The sequence below is a fragment of the Dethiosulfatarculus sandiegensis genome, from assembly GCF_000931935.2.
Classification (GTDB): Bacteria; Desulfobacterota; Desulfarculia; order Desulfarculales; family Desulfarculaceae; genus Dethiosulfatarculus; species Dethiosulfatarculus sandiegensis.
On the sequence record NZ_AZAC01000017.1, the window covers coordinates 1 to 25914 of the forward strand.

General features: G+C 52.3%; 17 protein-coding genes and 3 pseudogenes. 9 read left to right on the top strand and 11 right to left on the bottom strand.

From position 1 onward, the window contains the following. From X474_RS13070 to X474_RS13085, 4 genes and pseudogenes are all read right to left on the bottom strand, one after another. Positions 1–549 (bottom strand): IS256 family transposase (locus tag X474_RS13070; protein ID WP_044349524.1); only part of this gene is annotated, 549 nt, incomplete at its 3' end. Between the two features lie 70 nt (positions 550–619). Then, a pseudogene (locus X474_RS13075) lies at positions 620–1036 on the bottom strand (helix-turn-helix domain-containing protein); the annotation flags it as partial. 93 nt (positions 1037–1129) lie between these two features. After that, positions 1130–1363, bottom strand: a complete 234-nt coding sequence (locus X474_RS13080; protein WP_052515180.1) for a transposase — start codon at positions 1361–1363, stop codon at positions 1130–1132. Positions 1364–1434: 71 nt separating this feature from the next. After that, positions 1435–1881 (bottom strand): hypothetical protein, encoded by a 447-nt coding sequence (locus X474_RS13085; RefSeq protein WP_156360754.1) that lies wholly within the window; start codon positions 1879–1881, stop codon positions 1435–1437. 63 nt (positions 1882–1944) lie between these two features. Here X474_RS13085 and X474_RS13090 point away from each other — a divergent pair, with 63 nt between their 5' ends. Together X474_RS13090 and X474_RS13095 are read left to right on the top strand one after the other, a co-directional pair. Beyond that, positions 1945–4665, top strand: coding sequence for a tetratricopeptide repeat protein (locus X474_RS13090; RefSeq protein WP_197282090.1), 2721 nt, complete (start codon positions 1945–1947; stop codon positions 4663–4665). A gap of 210 nt (positions 4666–4875) precedes the next feature. Further along, entirely contained in the window at positions 4876–7038 is a 2163-nt protein-coding gene (locus tag X474_RS13095) for a DUF1353 domain-containing protein (RefSeq protein WP_052515181.1), read from the top strand. Between the two features lie 316 nt (positions 7039–7354). On the opposite strand, the gene X474_RS13100 is transcribed toward X474_RS13095, so the two are convergent. The 3 genes and pseudogenes from X474_RS13100 to X474_RS13110 all read right to left on the bottom strand — a co-directional run bounded on the left by X474_RS13100 (position 7355) and on the right by X474_RS13110 (position 9059). Continuing rightward, positions 7355–7732, bottom strand: a complete 378-nt coding sequence (locus X474_RS13100; RefSeq protein WP_052515182.1) for a transposase — start codon at positions 7730–7732, stop codon at positions 7355–7357. Between the two features lie 85 nt (positions 7733–7817). Continuing rightward, entirely contained in the window at positions 7818–8249 is a 432-nt protein-coding gene (locus X474_RS13105) for a hypothetical protein (protein ID WP_156360755.1), read from the bottom strand. Between the two features lie 121 nt (positions 8250–8370). Continuing rightward, a pseudogene (locus X474_RS13110) lies at positions 8371–9059 on the bottom strand (IS3 family transposase). A 388-nt stretch (positions 9060–9447) separates the two neighbouring features. On the opposite strand from X474_RS13110, the gene X474_RS13115 reads away from it, so the two are divergent. Continuing rightward, positions 9448–10317: a hypothetical protein gene (locus X474_RS13115; protein ID WP_044349529.1), complete on the top strand. Its 870-nt coding sequence runs from the start codon at positions 9448–9450 to the stop codon at positions 10315–10317. A gap of 60 nt (positions 10318–10377) precedes the next feature. After that, positions 10378–10716: a hypothetical protein gene (locus tag X474_RS13120; RefSeq protein WP_044349530.1), complete on the top strand. Its 339-nt coding sequence runs from the start codon at positions 10378–10380 to the stop codon at positions 10714–10716. A gap of 150 nt (positions 10717–10866) precedes the next feature. Here X474_RS13120 and X474_RS26820 read toward each other — a convergent pair. After that, positions 10867–11388 (bottom strand): annotated as a pseudogene (locus tag X474_RS26820) (DDE-type integrase/transposase/recombinase); the annotation flags it as partial. A 33-nt stretch (positions 11389–11421) separates the two neighbouring features. Here X474_RS26820 and X474_RS13130 point away from each other — a divergent pair. From X474_RS13130 to X474_RS13140, 3 genes are all read left to right on the top strand, one after another. Beyond that, positions 11422–12042 carry a hypothetical protein gene (locus tag X474_RS13130; RefSeq protein WP_044349531.1) on the top strand — a complete coding sequence of 207 codons (621 nt, stop codon included), beginning with the start codon at positions 11422–11424 and terminating at the stop codon, positions 12040–12042. A gap of 533 nt (positions 12043–12575) precedes the next feature. After that, a complete protein-coding gene (locus X474_RS13135; protein WP_044349532.1) occupies positions 12576–16142 on the top strand; it encodes a hypothetical protein in 3567 nt (1188 codons plus the stop codon). A 20-nt stretch (positions 16143–16162) separates the two neighbouring features. Beyond that, entirely contained in the window at positions 16163–18112 is a 1950-nt protein-coding gene (locus X474_RS13140) for a hypothetical protein (protein WP_044349533.1), read from the top strand. Between the two features lie 96 nt (positions 18113–18208). Here the strand turns inward: X474_RS13140 and X474_RS13145 are convergent, their stop codons facing one another. The 3 genes from X474_RS13145 to X474_RS13155 are packed head-to-tail and all read right to left on the bottom strand — an operon-like array spanning position 18209 to position 22621. Then, positions 18209–19846, bottom strand: coding sequence for a gamma-glutamyltransferase family protein (locus X474_RS13145; RefSeq protein WP_052515183.1), 1638 nt, complete (start codon positions 19844–19846; stop codon positions 18209–18211). Then, complete coding sequence (locus X474_RS13150; RefSeq protein ID WP_197282091.1) at positions 19843–21063, bottom strand: M20 family metallopeptidase; 1221 nt, start codon at positions 21061–21063, stop codon at positions 19843–19845. Before X474_RS13150 ends, X474_RS13145 begins: the two co-directional genes overlap by 4 nt. Then, the gene (locus X474_RS13155) at positions 21038–22621 is read right to left on the bottom strand and encodes a KamA family radical SAM protein (RefSeq protein WP_197282092.1); all 1584 of its coding nucleotides are present in this window, start codon (positions 22619–22621) and stop codon (positions 21038–21040) included. Before X474_RS13155 ends, X474_RS13150 begins: the two co-directional genes overlap by 26 nt. Before the next feature lie 364 nt (positions 22622–22985). Here X474_RS13155 and X474_RS13160 point away from each other — a divergent pair, with 364 nt between their 5' ends. Continuing rightward, entirely contained in the window at positions 22986–24620 is a 1635-nt protein-coding gene (locus tag X474_RS13160) for a gamma-glutamyltransferase family protein (RefSeq protein WP_044349534.1), read from the top strand. A 138-nt stretch (positions 24621–24758) separates the two neighbouring features. Next, entirely contained in the window at positions 24759–25751 is a 993-nt protein-coding gene (locus X474_RS13165) for a sigma-54 interaction domain-containing protein (protein WP_197282093.1), read from the top strand. The last annotated feature ends 163 nt before the right edge of the window (positions 25752–25914 follow it).

Consider the following 25914-nt stretch of genomic DNA (forward strand, 5'->3'; position numbering starts at 1 on the left):
GTTTTTTACTGTCCCTTCATCGCGGATTTTGACCCGCAGGGCGTCGAAGATCACCAGAGGGTAAAGGGCGTCCAGGGGCCGATTCTGCCATTCCCGAACCTCTTCCATAACGGCGTCGGTCACTCGCGAAATCAGGTCGGGCGAAACCTGGACTGCGTATAGCTCCTTGAGATGTGACTGGATTTCCCGGACCGTCATGCCTCGGGCATACAAGGAAATGATCTTGTCGTCAAAGCCGTCGAAATGGCGCTGGCCCTTTTTGATCAACTGAGGTTCGAAGCTGCCGTCGCGGTCGCGGGGGACTGACAACTCCATTTCGCCACCGCTTGACTTCACCCGCTTTTTGCCGTGGCCGTTTCGGGTGTTGCCGCTTTTGGCTTCCGGCTTCTTACCTTTCTCGCACCCCAGGTGGTGCGTAAGCTCCGCTCCAAGCGCCTTCTCAACCAGGGCCTTCTTCAGCTTTTGGAATATTCCGTTTTCTCCCAACAGGTCTTCGGGCTTCTCATAGCCCTTGAGCAACTCATCAAGCAACTCGTCCTTGGTAGCCATTCTGCGTACTCCTCCGATGATGGGGTGATTATCTCACAATTGGCTCTATACACGAAATTCCTGACACTCCTTCGCTTAAAACGATCTTGGTTTCAGATACGTGCCGCTCCAGACGTAGCAGTCGCTCATGGCGGCTCAAAAGGTTGTGTCGCGACCACACGCCTCTAACCCCACCGGAGCTGACTTGGATTCCTTTGAGAGCCAGCTCATCGGCAACTCGAAGGCACCCGTGGGTGGGATAATCCAAACAGTGATCCAGAATGGCCTTTTCGATTTCCTCTGATACGCGGTTGGGGTGGGGGCCCTTGGGGCCTGGCAGCCGGTCTATCAGACCTTCTGCTCCGTAGGTCTGATAGTTGCGTCTGATCTCATAGAACTGCTGGCGTGAATAGCCCATGATCTTGCAGGCGCGACTTACGTTTTTCATTTCGGCAGCAAGCTCTAGCAAACTGAGCTTCCTACGTGCTACTTTCTTCTCGGTGGTCATGTCCTTTGCCTCCTTGGGTTTGAAGTGCTTCAGCAACACTTCTTCTAACCCAGTAGGAGGCGACATGGCCACCTCTTCATTTGGCTCAATGTGTCAGGTAATTACCATCACAGAACACGTGCGGCTAAAACCGTAATCCCTTTTCAGAGTACCGAAGCCCCTCTCAACTTTTCCCCTGAGGCCGCTGATAACCCGGTTCATTAATTTTTCAGACTCAGTCAGTTCTTTTCCCTTGACTGCCTTGCACATGATTCCGCCAGTGAGGTTGCCCTTTTTAAGCTCTATTCTGTTCTGGGCGCTGGCATATTCCTTGTCTGCGAAAACCATTCAAACCCGGGGTGTGTTTGATTCTTGGACCACCTCCATAAGCTCCTTGGTGTCCGCCTGGTTGTCCGGTGTTACATGACCGCCATTTTTGAAGCTATGATCAGCATCAGTGGCCATGTGCAGTTTGTAGCCGTAGTAGGATTTTTAGCCTTGATGGCCCATTTGGCTTCACTATCATCAGAGTAGGTGGTGGTCACCTCACAATTTGACAGGCTGTCTTCATCTTCTATTTTCCCCACGATTAGAGTTTTTCTGGGGCGACGACTGGATTCCACAATAGATGCGTCAACGATAGCCCCTTGTTTGATTATCAGGCCATGGTCTTCGAGTTGACCGGCAAAAATGTTGAACAGCTTCACGTCCAAACCGCGCTCTAAAAGATGATTGCGGAAGCGGCCTATAGTGGAGGCGTCTGGGGTGTCGTAATCAAAAGAAAAACCGGCAAATCCGACCACCGGCGGGGGCGAGAAAGGTTTGCCCCGGCTCGGCTGTTTCCTTGCCCGGACAATTCGAACCAATTGACCGCACAAGTGTTTAGGTGTTATTAAAAATTAATGAACAACGTCTGGGTGGGGGGAAACATGTCCAGATATTTTTATGTGCCGCTTTTGATCCTGCTTTTGGTTTGCACTGCCTGTAAAGAGTCTTCTCCTTCCAAAACAGATCTTGCCTCGGGCATCAAGGCCTATGAAGCTCACGACTATGTTACAGCCCTCAGGATATTGAAACCCCTGGCGGAAAAGGGTGATCCCAAGGCCCAGTATTACCTTTCCCTCACTCACTTGGGAGGGGCGGCCCGCTACCCTGAGTTTTCCTGGAAAAAGGGCGAAAAGTGGCTGAAAAAGGCAGAGGAACAAAAATATCCAAGGGCCCTGTTCGATGTCGCGGTTGATTGTTTCCATTCCGGCAGGGTTGATAAGTCAAAGTATCAAAAGGCAAGAGAGTATTTTCTGGAGCTGGCGGAAATGGGTGATCCCGTGGCCCTGGATTACCTGGGGGAGATGTATTTAGAGGGCAAGGGGGTGCCGATTGATCCTGCCAGGGCTGCGGACTATTTCCGCCGGGCCGACGCCCGTGGTGTGCAGAGGGCCAAAGTTAATTTGCACCAAATGTTTGACTACGGCCTTGTGTTTCCCCCTGATTATGCCCGGGCCCTTAAACATTACCGCAAAATGGCAGAAGAAAATGTTGGTGGCGAGGGCGCATATAACCTGGGGCGGATGTACCTGAAAGGCTGGGGCGTGGTTCAAAACGATGAAACAGCCGTCAAGTGGTTTGAAAGGGCCTTGGAACGGAATTTTTATCAGGCCGCGTTTAGTCTGGGGAGCATGTATTACCAGGGGATGGGCGTGAAGGCGGACCCCGAAAAGGGCCTGCGTTATTTGCAAAGGGCCATGTTGGGCGACAATGGAGCGGGCTATTTGTATTTTTATGCCATTTACCTTCATGACCGATTCAATATTTTGCCTTTTGACCAGGCTTTTAAGTTGATCAAAGATCGGGCAATAAAACAACAAGACCCCCATGCTGAATATGCCTTGGGCATGATTTTTTACCAGGGCAGGCTTGTACCCAGGGACTATTCCAAGGCGGTTTTCTGGCTTACCAAGTCGGCAGAAAAAGGTCATGCCGCGGCTCAGTACTGGCTGAGTAGATGCTATTTCTATGGGCGAGGCGTGTTAGAGAATGATGAGAAGAAGAAGTACTGGGTTGTTAAATCCGCCTTTCAGGGGAATCTGATTGCCTTGGATGTGTTTACGATAAAGGTGGATTACGCGCTTTGCTGGGACTTTCCCAAGGATATGGAGGATGCCAAGTTGTTTTTGAATGAGGCCTTTTTGGGTGATCCCAGGTTGCAGTATCAGGCCGGCCGCATGTTTGAAATGGGGTTATTGTTTGAGCAGGACTATGCCAAGGCAGCCCATTGGTATGGCCTGGCCGCTAAAAGGGGCCATGCCCTGGCCCTGTATCGAAAGGCCCGTCTGCATCATTATGGTCAAGGGGTGAAAACCGATTATAAAAAAGCGTTTTCCGGTTATATGCAGGCTACCCTGCAAGGGGTGAAAGACGCCTACATCGGTTTAGGAGAGCTTTATCGCTTGGGTTTGGGGTGTGAAAAGGATGCGGAAATCGCCCTGACTTGGTATCAGGGCACAAGTGGAGAGAGGGCCTGGGTTAACCAGATGGTAGGAGAGATTTATGCCAAGGGCCAAGGCGGTTCCAAAAATTATTTAAAGGCAGTACATTGGTTCAAAAAGGCTGAGTTTTGTGGTTATCTTTGGGCTGAATATCGTTCTGCCGAGATGGAAGACGATGATTCCAATCACTCCCAAAAGACCCTCCTTGAAAGAATTAAATATTTGTACAAATTGGCTGAAAAAGGAGATCCCAGGGCCCAGAACAACCTGGGAGTGATTTATGCCAAGGGTGTGGGGGTTAAAAAAAATCCTGCGTCGGCCCTTAAATGGCTCAAACGTTCCGCCAGGCAGGACAATCCAGTGGGCCTCTATAACCTTGGGGTGATGTTTTATAATGGAGATGGCGTCCCTCATGATTACCTAAGGGGATTTTATTCATTTTTGGCTTCAGCTGAAAAGGGATATGCCCAGGCTCAATATATGACAGGCTATTGTTATTACAATTGTCATGGAGTCCCCTTGTCCGGTAGTAGTCATGGACTCTCTTATGCGTCTCATGTGTCAAGTGAGTGGTTTGATAAGGCAGTTAAAAAAGAACATCCAGGAGCACTATATTTTACGGCCATGTTTTTAACCGGGCATTTTGAGAGAGATAAGTATCGGTATTTAATGAAAAGAGCCTGTAAGAAAAAATATGCAAAAGCCCTTTATGCGTGGGGGGAGTATATACTTCACGGTCATTATAAAAGAGAGCCTGAGACTGATAAAAAGGCCTTGGCCTTGATCAGGGAAGCTGCTTTAAAAGGAGTTGCCAGTGCCCAATACAGTTTGGGGGTTAATTTATTGATAAGGGCTGAAACATGGGAACAAAGAAAAAAGGCCATGGCCTGGATAAAACAGGCTGCAGAGTCTGAAGATTATGAGGCTCAGGGATTTTTTGGTGAAAAGCTGGCTAAAGGCGAGGATGTTGAAAAGGACTTGGTGCAGGCCTACAAATGGTTCAAGCTGGCTATGGCCGGATTGGCGAAGGGAGATTACTATGAAGATATCGGTGATCTTGTAGATGAAATTTCTCAAAAAATGACCCCAGAGCAGCTTAAACAGGCCGAATTTTTGACCAGAACCTGGGAACCGCCAGACAGAAAATATTATCTTACCAATTGAAATTCTATTGCCATATCTCTTGGTAAAAAATGGTGTTTTTCTTAATTTCTTCGAACCCATTGTCAAGGTTATATTTGCTTAAAAAAAGTAACTTTACCCATTGGCTATACATAATCACTTTAAAATAGTGTTATACCGTTTGGCTGCGAGAGAGGTGATATCCTTAGTCTGTCGGCTAAAGAAGTCACTGTTTTAGAGGGGGGCTATAAGATGGGTTCATTTTTAGGTGATTTAAAGGTTCAATATTTAGGTGCCTTTAGTGAAGAAGACCTTGATTATGATCCAGCAAGGGATGGTAAGGCTCCTATAAGGTTTGATTCTTATCACCAATGGCTGGTCTTGGATGATCTTTACTATATAACTGATAAAAACAGGTTGATTAAAATAGAAGCCGGTACTTTGACTGATTTTGCCAGTGTGCCTAAGGTGGTTAGAAAGTTAATACCTGATACAGGTAAGATGTCCAAGCCTGCGTTGCTTCATGATTGGCTTTATCGTAAACCTTTTTATGATAAATTAAAATATGCACCTCAGTCAGAGCAGCCCATTTCTTCAATTGGAGTAGAAGACTTAGAAAGATCGTCTGTTCTTATAAGAGAAGCTTCTGCATGTAAGGGTAAAAAATCCGTTAAATTTGATATTGAACATATCAAAAAAAAGAATGGTTGGTCTGATGAAGATCTCTCAAGGAGTTTTACCTATATTTTTAAATGCTGCAAAAATCCTACTCTTCTAACCAAGATATCACAAAATAGTCTTCGCAAAAATGGCAATGAGGATGTTAACCGGTCATTAGAAAGTGAAAAATCTTCTAATGTCGGTGAATTAAAACTAATTTTAGATAGCATTATAGTAAAAGAAAACAGTAAAAGTAAAACAGAGAAGAAAAAGTACCCGCTTTCGCAAGACTATATTGCTGACTCAGGAGAACGAGTTCCTTTTATCGATGGTGTTTCTCAGATTGGTTACAAAAAAGCGGGGATTGGGAGTAGGTTAGGAGGTAAGGGTGATGAGTTACGTTCTATATCTCGGTCAGATATTGATAAGATGCTATTTGAAAATATGCTTACAAATGGTTTTAATTATGGACAAGCATTGGCAACTTTTGTTGCAGTGAATTCTTTTGGGGCAGACTCATATAATGGTGGACCAGAAAAGAATGAAGGTGCTTCAATAGATCCCGAATTGATTCTTAAAATGCTTAATAATAAATTTAAATTGAAAGCATTAAAAGCAGAACTAGAATATATCACTGGGAATACTTTTCAAAACTTACCTAAAAATACTGATGCCGATGGTTTTCTCAAAAAATACTGTGGTGTACTTAGGCGCGTGTATAATAGTATAGATACCCCTGAAAAACTCCAATCCTATCATATAGCCCTTTTGAGGTCATTTAAGGGAGATCCCCATGAATATATGCGTAAGGCATCGGAATTTGAAAAGGCTTCTATTTTCGCCGGAAACAAAGAAGCCTCAGATAGGATGGATCAGCTGGAGGCCATGACTTATTTCATGAAAAAAAATCCTTTTTCTGATATTGAAAATACCAGGCAATATAGGGAGGTATTACGAAAAAATTTTTATCCAAATAAAGATTATGATCTTTTGTCCAAGCAGGAATTGAAACTCACCAGTTGGCCGGGATCGAACCATAAAATAGCTGAAAATAAAAATGACTTTTTTGTACCTAAAAAATCGATTTCCCAAAATCCTTCCATTTTGAATAAAGAGACAATCGATACTCCCGGCAGGAGTTGGTCGGGTAATAATTTTCGAGTTGATCGGCCGCTTTATGCTCAAAATTTAAACCAAAAACCAAAAACATATGGTGCAGGTATTGTTGGAGAGGGCTTTGCCAAAGAAATTGCTCCGGTTAATCCGTTAGCGGCTACGGCCCAAGCCGAGCCCCAACGTGCATCGTATGGCGAGAAAATCGTCAGGCAAGGCCTTTTGGCCGGGAACAGGCCGGTAGATAAGTCGGCGTCTATAGCCCAAGCCACACCCCTGAATTTTTTTCGTGGAGATCAGATTACAGGGGCGGGGATTTTGGGGCTCAACAGGCCTGAAAACCTGCTAGGCCAGGTTTTGGCTGATATTTTAAAGAGTCGAACAGAGACACCTTTTCCGGGGATAAGCCAATCAATTCCCACAGCCGGGCCGGAAACTTTGATCCCCGGGACAACGGGGCCGATGATCCCAAATGGGGGGGTAAGCAGTTTGGGTCTCTTAAATCTGCCCGCAGCCTTTTTTTTGAGGGATGAAATGCCCAACCAGCCGATCTTTGAATTTGGCGGTTTGGGGCAACATGCTCCTGCAACACGGCAAACAGGGCAGCCAATACCAGGCAAGCCAAGGCAATCGCCCCGTTAAGCCCATGGCGTTTTTTATGTTGCAATAATTACCATAGGTTCCGCACCTGATCCGGATCTGTAGTAATGTCGTTGCTTCTTAATTTTGCAGCGCACGGGAGCCCTTTATCATCAAGTTGACTAGTTTTATTAAGAAAAGGCCTTTTCCCCCAAAGGGCCGTCCTCCTTTTATAAATACTGCAAAGTTTTTTTGATCCTTACCGGCATAAACGGTGGTTCAGTCACCTGATAACACAATATGAAGCCGGCGCATAATTAACTTGGTTGTATCTTTCCCTTTTTGATACGGTTTTTTATGGTGCCAGCCCTGTTTTTTTTCAAAATGAGTAGCCTTTTAGTTGCCTCTTTGGGGCGCTTCGGACCGTATTGAGGCGTCTTTTATCCCCTCGGCGCACTACCCTCACCATAAGCGCCGCCTTTTTAAGGTTGAAGGCCATGGTGGTTAAGAGAAACTCCAGTTTCACCTTGGCACATCCAATGTAGCGAGTGCGGCTAAAACCGTGATCCCTTTTCAGAGTACCGAAGCCCCTCTCAACTTTTCCCCTGAGGCCGCTGATAACCCGGTTCATTAATTTTTCAGACTCAGTCAGTTCTTTTCCCTTGACTGCCTTGCACATGATTCCGTCAGTGAGGTTGCCCTTTTTAAGCTCTATTCTGTTCTGGGCGCTGGCATATTCCTTGTCTGCGAAAACCATTCAACCCCTGGGTGTGTTTGATTCTTGGACCACCTCCATAAGCTCCTTGGTGTCCGCCCGGTTGTCCGGTGTTACATGATGCCTATTATGAAGCTATGATCAGCATCAGTGGCCATGTGCAGTTTGTAGCCGTAGTAGGATTTTTAGCCTTGATGGCCCATTTGGCTTCACTATCATCAGAGTAGGTGGTGGTCACCTCACAATTTGACAGGCTGTCTTCATCTTCTATTTTCCCCACGATTAGAGTTTTTCTGGGGCGACGACTGGATTCCACAATAGATGCGTCAACAATAGCCCCTTGTTTGATTATCAGGCCATGGTCTTCGAGTTGACCGGCAAAAATGTTGAACAGCTTCACGTCCAAACCGCGCTCTAAAAGATGATTGCGGAAGCGGCCTATAGTGGAGGCGTCTGGGGTGTCGTAGTCAAAAGAAAAACCGGCAAATCCGACCACCGGCGGGGGCGAGAAAGGTTTGCCCCGGCTCGGCTGTTTCCTTGCCCGGACAATTCGAACCAATTGACCGCACAAGTGTTTAGGTGTTATTAAAAATTAATGAACAACGTCTGGGTGGGGGGAAACATGTCCAGATATTTTTATGTGCCGCTTTTGATCCTGCCCATGAAAAACGGACAATCAGTTAAGCTACAGTTTTCATTTCAAAGTCCAATGGGCTGATATGTGCCATTGGCACTATGCCTTATGGTTCGGTTGCATTCCGCCTCAATATACTCAAAGACAGCCTGACGCGTGATTCCACGGGTGTCGAAGCTTTCGCCATGGACCAGTTCTACTTTCATGGAATGGAAAAAGCTCTCGTCAAAAAGCATTATCGTATGGGTTGCCTTTGGCGCTCATGGAGCAAATCAGTTTTTGTTTTTTGATCAGGGCTTGGTATTTCTTAGAGTAATACTGGCTGCCCCGATCAGAGTGAACGATTACGCCCTTGGGCATGCGCCGCCGCCAAAGGGCCATTTGCAAAGCATCAGTGTCCAGCTTTGCATTCATGCGCTTATCCATGGCCCAGCCGACCACCATGCGCGAAAATAACTCCAGCACCACGGCCAGGTACAGCCAGCCCTCGCCGGTCCACTTGGCAAGCTGCCGCTTCAGCCGGGCATTTGCGATGGCCTGCTCTTTTTCGGTCTCACTGCGGCTGGCCTCAAATCTGTCTTTCTTGCGCCAACCATGGAGCTGGGACTCCTGAAGACCCAGTTGCTTAGCCGCACCGGCTACTCCAACCTGCTCGGCCAGCCCAAGCGCCTCTGGCTTGAACTCCGTCGAAAACCGGCGGCGTGGCGACTTCTTCTGATTTTTCTGTGCTGCCATTGAACACCTCCGTAAAGCAAATTACTCGCTTAACAAGGTGTCCGTTAAAGATGGGCTGGATTAAACAAGGTCTCAAACAGATTAGTGTACTGACGGGGTAAACAAGGCCGCAAACTTCCGGGTAAAGGCTGCTTCGCAGTTACTATCTCATAATTTGAGATATAGGCTCGAGTAAGGAAAGATCTTGGCAATCAGCTATAAACGGACGTGACTCACGGTGGAACGCCGGTGCCTCCCACATGAACCATGCCATTAGTAACTAATCGTTTTTTTTAAAGCATGTGCTTGATTATTAGGTTCGACCATTAAAGTTTTGTTTGTTGGAGCCGATAAGTATTATAGCGAGCTGAAAGCAAGAGGTCTCAGCTTTAAAACCAAGGGGGGGTAAATGTCTGAAATGGTTGTATCAAACACTGTTCAGCCTGTAGGGGTTAACAGTGTAGATATCTTTACAAAAAAACCTTTACAGTCTCCCGAGGAGGCAAGCGTGCTTGCCCCAGTGGAGTCCCAGGTGAAGGTTACAATTTCTGACCAGGGCAAGGCTTTGCTGAAGCAGTCTCAAAGTAGTGCTATTGCTGCAGAAGATTCTGTTACGATGCCTGCCGCAGCAGAACAAGAATTATCTTTTTCTGAAAGGCTTGAACTATCCAAGAAGGCCCTCGCCAGTATTGCAAAAACTGTAGATGAGATTACAAAGAAGCTTGATGCCTACTATGCCCAGCAAACTGGTGTTATAAATGACTTGAGTCTCACTATGGCGGAGAGGCAGGATCCTGCAGAGCCGGCAGATAGCGGGCAGGCTAGTTTGCTAAGTGAAATGCAAGCTATGCTGGAGGGCCTCCTGCAAAGTTTTGCTGATAGGATTTCAGCTGAGCCACAAAACGAAGAACAGCTTACCCAATTGGAACAAGGTTTATCTGATTTTAGTGTGTTAGCTGAAGCGTTGTCTGCTAGTTTAAACGATCACCAAATTGAGCAAAACTCGGAAAGTGGTGATCTTAGTCAGTTTAGCACCGGTAATAATTTACTGGAAGGCACCTTATTTAATCGAGAAAAGGGAATAGAATACGATGGAATTGCGCTTGAGGCTGAACTGAGAGAGGCACTTAAGGCAGTCAATCAGCTGCTGGAGGCAAACATATCCTCTTCCCAGGTAGGCCAGATAGTGGGTGAGATAGGAGAAAGAGCCGAAGTCTTCGAACAATCTTCCACTAAAGAGTCGAGTGCAGATGAAGCGTCGAGTGCAGATGAAGCGTAGAGTGCAGAATCAGAGCTTGACCTAAAGCGTTTTCATGGTGAATTGGGACGATTTTATGGTGTGTACGAGGTCCCGCCTCTCGATCGAACTCTTCCATTATCTGATGAATTAAAACAGAAAATAGTAAGTAACAAGACAAAACTGGATAAGGCCGTGGTTGATGAGCTGGTAGAGGGTGTCCGCGAAGATAAAGAGGATAAAGTGCAACACGAAGGAGATGTATCCAATAAAAATATGGAGGGACTGGATACAGAGACAACTCAGCAGCAGCTTGCAACCCGAGATTCTAAGATCGCAGATGTTATGGCATCCAATAGAGATCTAGAGGGGCTAGGTGCAGAGGCAGCCCAGCAGCAGATTACGACCCAAGGTCATAAGACTGTAGATGTTGTGGCATAGTTGGAGCTGCAGTGCGAGAAATCCTACTTTGTCCAAAAGATTATAAAAATTCGAATGAATAACCAATAGAAGATTGCTATTTAAGCATAATCGTCAAGCGAGGTTTTGACTCCCACAGGCCAGGAGGCTGCCTATATAACTGGACAGGTGCTATAGATTGACGGCGGCTGCCTCGTTATTAAACCAATCCACCCAGGCCAGGGAGGCGAATTCCACGGCTTGACGATGTCTCCAGGGACCTTGTTTATTGATCACTTCGGTTTTGTACAGGCCGATCACCGACTCGGCCATGGCGTTGTCATAGGGCATCGCCCACGCTCCCCACGGACGGCTCAATGCCGGCGTCAGCCAGGTGCTCGGTATAGCGGATTGAAAGGTATTGGGATCCGTGATCCGAGTGATGGACCAGATGACCAGTGTCCTGACGGGCGAAAATAGCCTGTTCCAAGGCAGTAAGAGGCAGATCGGTTTTCAAGGAATTGGACAGACACCATCCCGCGCTCATACGGGCGAACACATCTATGACAAAGACCACATAGGCAAATCCCCGCCAGTTCGATACATAGGTCATATCCGCAATCCACAGCTCAGTGGGCCGGCTGGCCGGGAAGCCTCATCATCGGGTGTGGTGGTCTTGAACTTCTTGCCCCTGACAGCCCCGGATAAGCCTATATACGCTCCTTGAAAGGCGCTCCCTTTGAATATATGCGTAAGGTATCTCAATTTGAATTTAATTCCCAAAATCCTTCCATTTTGAATAAAGAGACAATCGATACTCCCGGCAGGTGTTGGCCGGATAATAATTTTCAAGTTGATCCGCCGCGTTATGCTCAAAACTTAGCCCAAAAACCAAAAATATATGGTGCAGATATTGTTGGAGAGGGCTTTGCCAAAAAAATTGTTCCGGTTAATTCGTTAGCGCCTACGGCCCAAGCTGCGCTCCAGCCTGCATCGTATGGCGAGCAAATCGTCAGGCAAGGGCTTTTGCCCGGTAACAGGCCGGTAAAGCAGCCAGCGCCTACAGCTCAAGCCGCACCCCTGAATTTTTCTCGTGGAGATCAGATTACAGGGGCGGGGCTTTTGGGGCTCAACAGGCCTGAAAATCTGCTTGGCCAGGTCTTGACTGATATTTTAAAGAGTCGAATAGAGACACCTTTTCCGGGGATAGGCCAATCAATACCCACAGCCGGGCCGGAAGCTTTGATCCCTGGGGCAACGGGGCCGATGATCTCAAATGGGGGGCCAAGCGGTTTGGGGCAACATGCTCCTGCAACACGGCAAACAGGGCAGTCAATAGCAGGCAAGCCAAGGCAATCGCCCCGTTAAGCCCATGGCGTTTTTTATGGTGCAATAATTACCATAGGTTCCGCACTTGTCCGGGTTTGTAGTAATGTCGTTGCTTCTTAATTTTGCAGCGCACGGGAACCCTTTATCGTCAAGCTGACTAGTTTTATTAATAACAGGCCTTTTCCCTAAAGGGCCGCCCTCCTTATTTTTAAACACCGCAAAGCTTTTTGGATCATCACCGGCAAAAACGGTGGCTCAGTCACCTGATAACACAATATGAAACATGATGATTGACTTACCTGGTTGGCGGCCATTAGGATAAAATCGGTGGGAAACTTTATTTTCCCTTATTTTCCCTGTAGTTCCAAAGAAAAAAGACGCTATCCCGTGACCTGGTCATTTTCCAATGGTGTAGCTGTTAATAAACCAACTTGACTTTTCTGATCATCGCGTAATCACCCACAATTGTTTTAAGTTGACCCTGAGAGCCGGGATACAGCGTTTGGGCCAAGGAATCGATGACGTCCGGGCATGGAGCAGTATGCCGGGCGGATCACAGGAGGAGAGGGGCCATGACCACAGTTAAGGGGTGCGTGAAGGTTAAGGAGACCGGCGATCCCATGGACGGCTTGGTTGTTGCGGTGTTTTTCGGCAAAATGGGGGTGACAACCCCCATGAACAAGCCAACCTCCGCCGGTTTTTGGAAGGCGGACCCGCAAAGCCTGGGCTCGTCTATAACGGATCTTAATGGAGCCTTTGAGGTTCAGATAAACCCGGACGCCCTGGAAAAGATCAAGGGCAGCCAAAATGTCCGAATGTTGTTGGCCGTCATGGCCCCGGCAACAGCACAAACAGCCAAAGCCACTACCTCCGAAAGCCTGCGCGCCAGGCTTCTGCATTGGGTGGAATTGCCCAAACTGAGGCCCGGGCAAACAGAAGCCTGTGTGATCCGCGTGTTGGAGAAACAGTTGGATGGTTTTGGCCTTGTTTCTCGCAACCGAAAGCCAAAAGACAACATCAAGCGGATCGCCGAACGCCGAATTCAAGCCGAACATGACAGTGAGGAGCTGCGTCTCCGCATACGCGAAGGCCTGGCCCCACTGCGGAGCAAAAGGATAAACCTTCGCCGCAAGACCGCCGACGCGGCCCGGCTGTTTGCCTCCCAATTTAACGCAGTGCCCAAAAAGGCGCTCACCCACGCCAACTTTATTTTATCCCGGGACCAGGCCGAGGCTGCCCAACAGGATGCCGTGAGAGACGGGCTTTTGACCATGGCCCAGGGCGCGGAGCGCATAGCCTCTATTGGCGCGGTCTATCTGGACGATAATGACCTGTCATCCATTGGGGTTGCCGTTGCTCCCGTGGTGGGCCGGGCCGTTCAGGTGGATGGCGAACAGTTGTGCAGGCTTTTAAGCGAGCGGCGCGGGGGAACCGAGCTGGTCAGGGTTCACGGATTGCTTGAGGCCTATAAGGCCGCTTCCGAAGCCGCCGACAGGTTGGATGGTCAAACCACGGAGGAGGAAGAGACCGGGGATTCCACGGACGAGGCCCTGCCGGTGGAAGAGCGATTGGAGGCCTCTGAAGCCGCCCGGCAGCGTGTGTTGGGCCAGATCAAGGATATGCCGCTGGCCACCGGAAGCGATGGCCGCGAATTTCAACCCCTGACCAGGGAAGAGCTGAATGCCCTTTTGCCAACGGTTCAGCTTCGGGCCGGACCGGCCGACACGCCTGCTTTTCATGATTTTTACAGCCTGCAGATCGCTTTCCCCCATGTCTGGACCGAAGCGTTTGACGGCGAACTCCGTGAAGAAATAGAAGAACTCTACAAGCTGTATGTGGAAATCAATGAAGAATACGGCAGCGTGGAGTTGCCCGAGGTTGAACTTGGGGAGCGGGATGATCTTTTGAGGTTCCTGGCTCAACTCAGGAAACTGGATTCGGAAACAGACGAGCCGGTGCCTGAGTGGGCGGAACAGAACTTTAACTGCACCTTAGGCGAGTGGAACAGCTTGAGTGAGGCGCAAAAGCTCGAGCTCCTTGAGCTGTTCTATGAATATCATGATCCCACTTTGCATCCGGGGCTGCGGGAGGCCGTGATGCATAAGGCATTGGATTTGATCTCCGCGGCAGCCGGTTACAAGACTCGTCTGGCCCGGCTGCTCGGCCAGGTGGCGATTCGCATCAACGAACCCTATGCCTTTCACCATTTCGTGCCGGATACGGTAAATTTCGGAATCCTTTTGACTTACCGGCAAAATTGGCTGCCCGGCCCTTATCAGGTGGGGGACCTGGTTGCCACCATTCCTCTGGCTCCGGGCGAAAAGCGCAAATACACCACCAAGGAAAACGTCAAGCGCACCCGCTCCCAGACAGAGTTGGAAAAAGCCCTGGCCAGCAAGAGCACCGAGGCCACCACCACGCGGCGCGCCGAAGCCGAGATCACGGAAAAGGCCATGATGCGCAGCAACTTCCAGATGACGGCGGAAGGCACTTTCCGTTTCGGTATCGGCGAGATTTCTTCCGGCACCCAGTTCGGCATTGATCAATCACAGGAATCTTCAAGAATCAAAAGGGATTTTCGGGAGGCTGTGCTCAAGGCGTCCCAGGAGTATCGGCACGACCGCTCCCTGGAAGTTCGCACCACCGATGAGGTCACGACTGAAGCCACCACTTCCGGCGAACTTATAAATCCCAATAACGAACTCACGGTCACCTATCTGCTTTATGAACTGGAGCGTCAGTACCGGATCTCCGAACGCATCCACCGTGTAACGCCTGTTATTTTGGTGGCCCAGAAAATACCGAATCCCAACGAGATCACCGAAAGCTGGCTGTTGAGTCACGAGTGGATTTTGCGGCGTGTGATATTGGATGACACCTTGCGCCCGGCTCTGGATTACCTGTCCGAAGCCTTTGCCGGGGAAGAGGTCAGTGTTCAGGTGCGCAAAGCCGTCTGGGAAAAGCAGGTGGCCCTGGTGTCGGATCTTGAAGGCAAGGTCAAGGGGCTCAAGGAGGCGCGTGATGTCTTGAGAGGGCGGTTGATCGAAGCCGAGGAGGAGATCAGCCGTCTGGAAAGTGTGGAGGAGGCAAGCAAGGCGTCCCGCATTTTACGCGGCATCTTCACCTTCGGGCTGAGCGAGCTGGCCCCTTCGCCCGGAGAAGCGGCCCTGGCAGACGCCACCTCCATGCAGGAAAGCCTTGAAAAACGCCTTGAATACCTTGAGGAATACCTCACTGAATCCCAGGAGCGGCTGAGCAGCGGTCAAGAGGCCTTAAACGAGGCGACAAACGCCTATACAAGGGTCATAGAGACTCAAACCAACCGGCGTGTGGCCATTGATCAACTGCGGGTTCATGTTAAGGAAAACATACTGTATTACATGCAGGCCATTTGGGATCATGAGCCCCCTGACCAGCGTTTCTTCCGCCTCTACCATATTATGGTCGATCTTCCCGAATCATCCACTCGCACAGTTAACCTGAGGCGGGCCAGCGAGGCTGAAATTGAAATGGGCATTCCGTCCATTTCGCACGCAGGGAAAAAGTACATACTGGAGTATGATCCCCCGGAGCCCCCGGACCCGGACAACCCCAACCAAAAACGGCTGGTTGAAATCGCCGACCTTGATCATCCGTTGGGATACAAGGGCAACTACATCATGTTCTCCTTAAAGGAATGCCTGTATCTCACCAACTTTATGATGCGGGAATTTTTTGACGACTATTTCGGGGTCAGGGATCCGGATGTGGCCGCCAATTTCAGCATTGAAGAGCTCCTGGCCTACACCGAGGCCTTGATCCGGGAAGGTTCTCTCACTGAAGATCAGCGGGCGGCCCTGCAGGCTATTGTCATGACCAAGCTTAAGCATCCGCGGCGCGATTCGGAACTGGTGGTGGTCCCCACCGGCGAGCTTTATATGGAAGCGCTCTTGGGTGAACATGCCTTGCTGGAAGAATACAAGCTGAACCATCGTTTCTTTGACATGGCCAAGGCGCGCGCTGAATGGCGCGAAGTGGAGATCGAAAATCTCAGGCGGGCCTTCAGGCTGCTAAAGGAAGAGCCTGATCTGGATGACCCTGATATCGATGAAAATATCGTTGTCAAAGGCGCTGGTGATATTACCGTGGACACCCCCTGAATCCGGGATGAGGTTGAAAAATGGCCAACTGGCGAATCCTGAGGCGGGTGGTGAACAGCCGGGGGCGTCCCCGCGCGGACATAAACGAATCGGATCTCATCATCCAGGGTGAGGAGATAGAATTCGAGCTGATCTACGGCGCGGACCTGTTGTACGGGCAGTGGGAACACGCCCAGCAGGGCGCCAACTGGTCCCCCAGGTTTTCCATGGCGGTTTATCCCATGGGCGGTTCCGCATCCATGGCCGAGCCGGGAACCATAGTCTCCGCCACGCCTCAGCGCCCCCGCCACCTGCGCTTTCGATTCCGGGCATCAGGGCGCAGACGCCTGTTTTTCCAAGGAGCTTCGGTCAGCGCTCCCCACCGCTCCGTGGCCGCACCCCGGCCCGGAGCCGCGCCGAGTGAGCCCCTTTTCCCGCCGGTCGAAGGCGAGATGGTCATAGAGGTCGTAGACCGGCGCACCTATGAACAAAGACGGGCCTCCGGTCCCCTGGCCGGGCGTTCACGTCAGCAGGCCCTGGCCACAATGCAGGGCGAGGCAAGTCAAGGGTTCCGCCATTGGCAACGGGAACAGGCCGTGCTGGAGCGGGAACAGCAGGCCAGCCCCGGACGGCAGCGGTCCGGCGTTCCCAACGGAGTGCTGGATTTTCGGGTGCTGCCGGAGCAGGAGACCTGGGACCTGACCATGGGCGAGTTCAGCCAGTACATGGATGCCTTGAATAGGGCCGTGATGGCCACCCCCGTGCTTGATCTCAGCTCCAGCACCCATAGGCAGTTTTTGCCTTGGCGCGCTCCCGGCCTACAGCAGGGAAGCGGCCCCATCCTTCCGGATACCATTTCGGTTCAATTGAACTGGCAGGTGGAAGACTGGGGGGGCGCTGAGGTGCGCATTTCCGCGACAATGCAGGCCCGGGGCATACTCGGCAATGAAATGAGAATGTGGCGCAGCCTGGTTGCCGAAAGGAGAATTGAAACAGCTCAGTTTTATCCCACTGACTCCTGGCTGGTGGTTCGCATAAATGGCGGGGAAGGCCGTCCCGTCGGGCCGGTGCTCATGACACCGCGGGCCCTCATAGCCCATCAAACCCGGCTCACGCTTCTTAATCTATGGGAATGTGTGGAGCGGGTGGCAGATATCTATGATTTTTTCACCTTTGTGACCGCCGCAGGGGGACCGGCGCTGTTCGGAACCGCCCTGATCGGCCGTGGTCTGCGAGCCGCTATCCGAAGAGCGCGCAGCGCCATTGCCCGCCTGGGGCGTGAAGCCTGGCAGAGCGCCCGACGGCTCTTGCCGCGAGGCCGGGGAAGGCCGCTGGCCCTTCCCGCGCGCGGTGTGGATGATGCGGCCCGCGGAGCCTCCAGAGGCCATCGGGCTGCCGGGCGCGGCAACAGAGGCAGCGGGGGGCCGGATCGGGGCGTCACTGCGCCGCGGCTGCCTCGCGGCCCTCACACCGGCGGTGCCGGAGTCGAAGAGCCGTTTGAGGAGATCGGCATCCAGTTTGGCCGCAGATCCGTGCTCGAGGTGGGTTACGCGGCAAGAAGAAGCCGCAGCACTTTCGAGGTCAGCCAGGCCGAGCTTCGCCGCATAGCCGAGGAGATTTTTGATAATTCTCCGGTGCTCCAGGAATTGGCCAGACTGAGTCAAGGACAAGTGGGGGAGCTGCGGGAAGGGGTGGAGCAGGTCTTGCGCAATTGGCACCATCAATCCGGATACGGGATCGAGATTGTCAACAGCATCCCGGCGGCGAGCGGACGCGCCAGCCTTTTTTCCCGGCGAGGTTATCTGCAACTTTCCACTGCCTGTCTGGAGCGCAGCCCCGCCGGATTTCACGAATCCATAACCCACGAGTTGGCGGCTTATTACAGCTGGCGTCATTATCGCGCCCTGGGCGCTCCTTTGCCCAGATTCGGTGAATTTTACAACCTGCCTTTTTACCTGGAGGCAAGAGTCCTGCATGGCAGGTGGCTTTAAGGTTCAAGGCCCGAGACAGAGCAGGCAAAGCCAAAGCAAACGGCCTGTTAACCTCGGGCCGTTTGCTTTGGCTTTTTGCGGTCGGTTAAAGTTTTTTCAGACCTGATCCGGCCCTGCGGCAATGCCGTCTCTTCTGAACTCGGCAGCGCCCTGGAACCCTTTGCCGTCAAGTTGCCTGAGCACTGTGTGCACTGCGCCCAGGTAAAAGGATCGGGGCCTTCTCTGGTCCAGGGTGTAGCCCTGGTGAGCCAGGCCTTGCACCAGCTCGTCTTTAAAACCGCCTGCCTCCAGGCTTACGGTGCGGTTTGTTGCGCAGTGAATCCTGGGTTGGGCCTGGGCACGGGCAATGGAGAGTCCGCCGTCGGCCAGATACAGGAAAAAACGGGCCAGGGCGGAGATGATCCTCTCCGAGCCGGGACTGCCGGTCACCAGCCAGGGCTTGCCCTCAACCATTGCCATGGTGGCAGCCACAGAGGACCAGGCCATGCCGCCGGGGGCCCGGTAATTGGGGTGGCCGGGGGTGTGGTCCTGGGTGTCGAGAAGGTAGTTGTTGTACAGAAAGCCCAAGCCCTCACAGGCGGTTTTTGAGGCGTAAACCAGGTTTACCGACTGGGTCAGGCCAACTGCGTTGCCCTCGTTGTCCATCACCGAAAGATGGGTTGTTTCTCCTCCTTGCCAACCAGGCTCGGAAAAGCTCATATCCGGGGTTTTGCGGCTCAGAATCCAACGGCTGATTTTTTGGGGCAGCTCCGGTGAAGAAAGCACCGGGTCTTTTTCCTGGTCATATTGATCCGGCCAATAGGGGTGCTCTTCCCGCTCCATCAGGCCTTTTCTCATGACTTCGCAGAAATAGGCCATGGATTTTTCGGTGAGGGGCAGATGAAATTCAGGGGGCATGGCCTCCAGGAGTTTCAGGATGAAGAGTAAAATACGTCCTGAGGTGGGGGGAGGCGTGGAGACCAGTTCAATCCCCCTGAAACTGCCGGTAACGGGTTTTCTTATTTTGGGCCAGGGTGTTTCGGCCAGGTCTTCGGCCCGCAGAAATCCCTTGTTTTGCCTCATGTCCCGGTCTATGGCTTGGGCGATTTCGCCCTGATAAAAACTCTCCAGGCCGTTTTGGGCCAGATGTTCCAAAAGCCCGGCCAGGTGGGGCTGGCAAAAGATTTCGCCGGGTTCATAGGGTGTGTTTCCGTTTTTTAAGAAATAGCGGGCCGCCGAAGGATTTTCCGGCAGGAAAAAGTTTTCCAATTCCCTTTTTTGCAAAAAGCTCTGCAAAGGGGTTATGGTGTAACCCTCTTTGGCCAGTTCTATGGCCGGGGAAATCACCTGTTCCAAGGTAAGTTTGCCGTATTTTTTGTGCATAAAGGCCAACACCGCCGGGGTGGTCGGCACAGTTGTGGCCCGGTAACCCACTTTGGTGTCGTTGGGACCGAATTTGTCCGGTTTGGCCAGGGCCGGGATGGGGCCTGAGCCGTCCAGGGCCAGGGTCTGGCCGTTTAGATGCAGGAGCACCATGGACTGACCGCCAAGCCCGCTGGCCTGGGGCTCGCCCACAGACAGGGCCAGGGCTGTGGCGCAGGCCGCATCCGCCGCATTACCGCCTTTTTTAAGCATCAGGGCTCCGGCTTTGGAAGCGGCGGGAAAGGCGGAAGAGACCATACCGCCTTTGCTGAAGCAGGAGGTCTGGTCAGGTGTCGGTGTAAAGGCGCTTTGGATGCTTTCAAAATCAATCACAGGGCAGCCCTCCTTAAAGGCGAGGTAAAGACCCCGGTTTGGCACAGACGGGAGCATTCCAAAAGGGAGAGGGTGAAGAGCGCGGCCCTGGGGGCCAGGCTTTTGGTGACAATGAATTCCTGGTCACTGTGGTCCTTGCCCCCCAGTGGCCCCAGGCCGTCGACCACAGGGGTTCTCTGGGCGGCGATGAGGTTTGCGTCAGAAACCCCCTGCCTGAATTCATGATCCAATTCCTGGCCCAGTAACGCCGCCACCTGGGCCAGAACCTGGTAGAGCTTCAAGTTGCCCTGGGACTGGTCCATGGCAGGCCTTTGGCTGGTGGGTTCTGTCTGCACGCTGGTTCCGGGGATAAGCCCCGTTTCCGTGGCTTCCTTAAGGCTGCTATGGAAAAAATCCAGTTCCTTGGGGGTGCTGAACCGCACATCCACCAGGGCCTTGGCATTGGGTGCGATTGTGTTGGGGCCAATGCCGCCTTCAATCTGGCCCACATTCACCGTAAGGCCGGGCATCCTGTTGTTAAGGCCTTCCAGCACAATGATCTGGCGGGCCAGCTCTAAAATCGCGCTGGGTTTGGCTGCCTCGGCATAGGCGGCGTGGCCCGCCTGACCCTTGACCTCAAGCTTGAAGCCAAACTTGCCCTTGCGGCCGGTTACCACCTCGCCCTTGGTCCCGCCGCACTCCAGAACCAGGGCCAGGGCGGCCCTTTTGGCCTCCCGGCTTATCAGGCCCCTTGAGACCGGCGAGCCTATCTCCTCGTCCGGGTTAAAGATAAAGCGCAAGGGGATATCAGCTAAGAGTCCCCTTTGGCTCAGGAGCTTAAGGGCGAATATGCCGATAACCAGCCCGCCTTTCATGTCCACCACACCCGGCCCATAGCAGTTTTCTTCATCCTGCTTAAACCAGTTGAAATCAGTACCCTTGGGAAAGACCGTATCCATGTGCCCGACCAGGAGGATATTGTCCCGGTCTCCGGCCGCCGGAGTCTCGGCCAGCAGGATGTCCCCGTGGGCCGGGCAGGGGTGGCGGGTGAGTTCAAGCCCCAGGGGGGCCAGGGTTTGGCTGATAAAGCCGGCCACCTGGTCCACCCCTGGTTTGTTATGGGAACCGCTTTGGATCAGGACCATTTCCCGCAAAAGGGAGACCATTTCATCGGTCCCCTCCAGGCAGGCCTGGACCAGATCCCGGTTCAGCTCAGGCGTAATATTTTCTAAAGGCAAAGGCTGCATCTTCGGCATATTCTCCAGGTTCGGGATCGGGGTAGCTTACCTGCTCGCCCGACCAGGGCTTGCGCAGGGTTATCTTGGCTCCGGTCTGTTCCACCACATTGGAGCGGTGCAGGGGGACCTTGCCTCCGGCAGTGGCGATATATCTGGGAATGGCGTCTCCGCTGATATTGCCGTACATGGATTCCACAATGTCGCGGCCCTTTTCCACCGGCACCCTCAAGTGCATGAACTGGGGATTTCGGTAGGAACAGTTGAAAATGTAATAGGGCCTGACATCCGCTTCCTGTATGGTCTCGCATAGTTTCCACATCTTGAATTGATGATCGTTTATTCCCTTTAACAGAACCGCCTGGTTCAAAACCGCGGAGACCTTTTTGTTGATGCGGTGGAAGGCGTCTTTGCTCACCGGGGTGATCTCCTGGGCGGTGTTGATCTGGGTGACCACGCGCACCGGTTTTTTGTCGTTGGATTCTTCCAGAATATCCAACAGCTCCTGGTCCACCCTTTGGGGAGAAGTCACCGGGATGCGGGTGCCCAGGCGTTTCATCTTGAGGTGATCAATCTCATCCAGACGCTCGAGCAGCCAGCGCAGGTTTTTGTTGGGGAGCATAAAGGCGTCTCCGCCGGTGATCAGAACATCCCTGACCGCGGGGTTTTCCCGGATGTAGTCCAGGGCCTCTTCATAGGCTTCCGTGGCGTAGATGCGGTCCTTTTTACCGATATGGGCCAGGCGCAGACAGTGGGTGCAGTACATGGCGCACATGTTGGTGGCCTTGATGGTGACCACCCTGGGATAGAACTGGTCTATGAGCCTGGCCGGGGAATGGTCCGAGGCCACCGGCGGGATCTCCTCGCCCACATTATCCACCATCTCGGCCGTGGGCACGCTCTGGATCAGGATTGGATCGTTGATTTTGCCCGGCTGAATCAGGCTGGCGTAATAGGGGGTCAGACGCATGCGGTAGGTCTCGGTCACCCTCAACACATCCTTTATGGCGGCCTCGGGCAGGTCGATCACCTTGGACAGGGTCTCCACCGAGTCTATGGCATGGCGGAGTTGACCGGAAAAGGAGTTCCATTCTTCTTCCGTGATATTCAGGGTCTTTTTAATGCGGGCCATGTTTTCCTGGATCTGGCCCCACAATTCAATGCCGCTGGGAGCCAGCTCGCCCTTTTGCTCCAAATAGTCCTTGACCCTTTGGTTGGCGCTTAAGGCCACCTTGCGGGCCTGGGCCAGGCGGCCTCCAACGGTCACCCCGTGCTCCTCCATCTCGGCATAGGCCCCGGCCAGTTCGGTCAATGCCTCCAGGCTGAATCCCAGGTCCTCCGGGGTGAGTTTTTGTTCCTTTTTAATCTTGGTCAGCCGCAGGAAAAAATCGTTGACAGGCTGGGTTAAATTATTATTGTCACAGGCCTTTTGGTAAAGCTCTTTTAGTTCGTCCTTAACTGCCTGACTGGGGGCTCCCCCTTGGGCCGGGCTGAACAGGTCTTGGAAAAACTCTTTGCTGAATCCGTCCATTTCATAGCTTTTACTGCCTGGATTACACACTGTTACACACCTTGTTTACGGTAAGTTGGATGTATTACCCGCCTTTAAAGTAAAAAAAAGGTTTTGGTCAAAGGACGGGGTTTTATTTGAGCTGTAAAGCAAGCAAAGGATGTGCCTAGATTTATCTATTTGATATTACAACTAAAGATAGAATAGAGTTGGAATAATAGGAATTTGGAGTTCTTTTAATTTTTGAAAATAAGAATTACAAATTCCGATTGTCGAGCAAAACGATCCTTAACCCCAGGCTTTGCTTGAAAATAAAGGCCCCGGTTTGCTATTAGTGAAGAAGTTCAGATGAACGGGACAATGATTTTGGGAAAATAGGAACTATAAGTTCTTAAAATTTTGGAAACCAAAGCCGATGGATATTGTCAAGGTTGAACAGGGTTTTTGCCCAAGTAAAGACGGCAAGGCCACCCGATCTGAGGGAGGCATGGTTGCCACTGCCTTTCCCCTGGCCACTCAGGCCGGGGTGGAAATGTTGAAAAAAGGGGGCAACGCAGTGGACGCGGCCTGTGCCGCCGCCTTTGCCCTGGGGGTGTGTGAACCCCAGGCCAGTGGGCTCGGCGGCCAGACCATGGCCCTTTTGTATTTGAACGGCCGAACCTTTGCCTTGGACGGCTCCTCCAGGCTGCCTTCCCTGGCTCATCTTGACCGGCTGGGCACCCCGGAGAGGATAAGGGGATACAAGGCGGCCACAGTGCCTTCCACCCCGGCGGTGTTGGGTTACATGCATCTGCGTTACGGAAGCCTTTCCTGGGATGAAATTTTAGAGCCCGCTTTGAGGCTGGCCCATGACGGATATGAAATAAGCCCCTTACAAAGCGGGTTGCAGGAAAGGGAGCTTGAGGGCTTTAACCAGGTTCCGGGAAAAAGCGGGGCCAGGGCCTTTCTTAAAGACGGCATAAGGCCCTATGAAGCGGGCGACCTCTTTAAACAACCGGAGTTGGCCGCCACTTTGGAGGTCTTGCTGGAGCAGGGGCCCCGGGGGTTTTACCTGGGCCCGGTGGCCCGGCGTATTGACCAGGATATGCGGGAAAATCAGGGGCTCATAAGGGCTGAGGACCTGGCTTTGATTCCCTGGCCGGTGGAGAGAAGGCCCATAATGCGTCCCTATCGGGATCTGCAAGTGGCAACCATGCCTCCGCCTGCGGCCGGGCGCACCTTGCTCCTGGTGCTTTTAATGCTCGACAGCCTGAGGCAGGGCTTTTTGGCCAAGGAAGACCCTGAAACCTGCCTTTTTCTGGTGGAGGTTTTTCGCCGGGCCTTTTTGCAAAGGCGGCAGCAGCCCATGGACCCCAACCGCTATGCCCAGTCCCCGGACCGGACCATGACCAGCCTGGCCTTTGCCCGCTCCCTGGCCCGATCCATAAGCACCAAAGTGGCCCCGGACCTTGGCGCGCCGGAAGGCCGGGCGGGCGGCGGGGAGACCACCCATATTTCGGTCATGGATAAACACGGAAACACCGTGGCCTTAAGTCAGTCCATTGAATCCATATACGGTTCCAAGGCGGCGGCTGAAGGGCTTGGTTTCATGTACAACAATTATATGCGCACCATGGAGACCATGGACCCGGCTCATCCCTATTATCTGCGCCCCAACGCGGCGCCCTGGTCTTCCGTGGCTCCTGCCATTGCCTTTTACCGGGGCAAACCATGGCTGGCCGTGGGCAGTCCGGGCAGCGACCGCATCTATTCCACCATTGCCCAGTTTTTCGTGCATATTGTGGAAAGGGATTTTTCCCTGGAAAAGGCGGTGGCCCACCCCAGGCTGCATTGCTCCATGGGCGGCAGGGTGAGCCTGGAGGCCGAACGTTTTGATCCGGCCATTGTCAACCACCTGAAGGAGATGGGTTATAAGCTGGATAAGCGAAAACCCTACTCCTTTTATATGGGCGCCTTGAACGCGGTGATGAAGTGCAGGAGCCGCAGGGGTTTTTTGGGAGCCGCCGAGGTGCGAAGGGACGGCTCCGCCATGGGGCCTTATGAGGTTTAGCCGATGACCAGGCGGGAACGGGACGCGTATCCGGAGTCTGGGACCGGCCCTTCAGGATCCGGTCGGAGAAACCAGGGATCGGGTTTTTCAGATGCCCTCCCGGGGCACGAGGCAAGCCCTGATCTGTGGCAGGAGGAGGTGACCGATTCTCTGCGCACCTCTTCCCCTGTCATGGCCGAGGTGTTGGAGCAGGTGCGCCTGGTCGCCGCCACAGACAGCACGGTTCTTCTCACCGGTGAATCCGGCACCGGCAAGGGAGTGACGGCCCGTTTGATTCATGCCCTCTCCCCCCGCAAAAATCTTCCCTTTGCCAGTGTGCACTGCGGCGCTATTGCTGATTCCCTGATCGAAAGCGAGTTGTTTGGCCATGAAAAAGGGGCCTTTACCGGGGCGGTGACCCGTAAAAAAGGGCGCTTTGAGCTGGCCTTGGGAGGAACCATTTTCCTGGATGAAATAGGCACCATCACGGCGGGCACCCAGATAAAGCTGTTGCAGGTCTTGCAGGACCGCACCTTTCAGCCGGTCGGCGCGGAAAGGGTGATGGAGACAAACGCCCGCATCCTGGCCGCCACCAATAACGACCTGGAAAAGATGTGCGCGGAAGGGCTCTTCAGGGAAGACCTGTATTACCGTCTCAAGGTTTTTCCCCTGGAAGTTCCGCCCCTGCGCAAGAGAAAAGAAGACATCCCCCATCTGGCCCGGGTTTTTTTAAGACGCCTTGACCGGCATTACGGCAAGGGCATATCCGGCTTGGAACCGGGGGTGCTTAAAGCGCTTTTAGCCTATGACTGGCCCGGCAACATAAGGGAGCTTGAGAACCTCATGGAGCGGGCCTATATCCTGGAAAAGGGGGATATGCTGAGCCGGGGTAGTTTCCCGAGTGATTTTTTCCATTCCGGTAAAAGCTTTGTTGAAGCGGCAAAAGCCGAGGACCTGCCCACCTTGCCGGAGATGCGGGCCGAGGTGCTGGCCAGGGCGGAAAAGCAATATCTCAAGCAGGTGCTTGCGGCAAACCAGGGGCGCATAAACAAAAGTGCAGCCACCGCAGGCATAGGCACCAGGCAGCTGCATAAGTTGATGACTAAATACAACCTCAGGAAAGAGGAGTTCAAAAAAGGTTATTCCGATTAGGGCAAGGTTTTTTGGCTGGCCGGGGGACACTTTTCCAAAGTCGGGATTCTCGCAAAACCCGAGCAAAAAATCCTGATTTCAAATTGTTATTAAAATCGGATTGCCTTAGGCAGGAGCCAATGCGGGCTTTGTCTTTTGGTGATGAAAGCCCCCTTCCTGATCG

Coding starts and splice junctions, on each gene's coding strand:
- X474_RS13080 (WP_052515180.1), bottom strand. CDS start 1,363: ATGGTTTTCGCAGACAAGGAATATGCCAGCGCCCAGAACAGAATAGAG.
- X474_RS13090 (WP_197282090.1), top strand. CDS start 1,945: ATGTCCAGATATTTTTATGTGCCGCTTTTGATCCTGCTTTTGGTTTGC.
- X474_RS13095 (WP_052515181.1), top strand. CDS start 4,876: ATGGGTTCATTTTTAGGTGATTTAAAGGTTCAATATTTAGGTGCCTTT.
- X474_RS13100 (WP_052515182.1), bottom strand. CDS start 7,732: ATGGTTTTCGCAGACAAGGAATATGCCAGCGCCCAGAACAGAATAGAG.
- X474_RS13115 (WP_044349529.1), top strand. CDS start 9,448: ATGTCTGAAATGGTTGTATCAAACACTGTTCAGCCTGTAGGGGTTAAC.
- X474_RS13130 (WP_044349531.1), top strand. CDS start 11,422: ATGCGTAAGGTATCTCAATTTGAATTTAATTCCCAAAATCCTTCCATT.
- X474_RS13135 (WP_044349532.1), top strand. CDS start 12,576: ATGACCACAGTTAAGGGGTGCGTGAAGGTTAAGGAGACCGGCGATCCC.
- X474_RS13140 (WP_044349533.1), top strand. CDS start 16,163: ATGGCCAACTGGCGAATCCTGAGGCGGGTGGTGAACAGCCGGGGGCGT.
- X474_RS13160 (WP_044349534.1), top strand. CDS start 22,986: ATGGATATTGTCAAGGTTGAACAGGGTTTTTGCCCAAGTAAAGACGGC.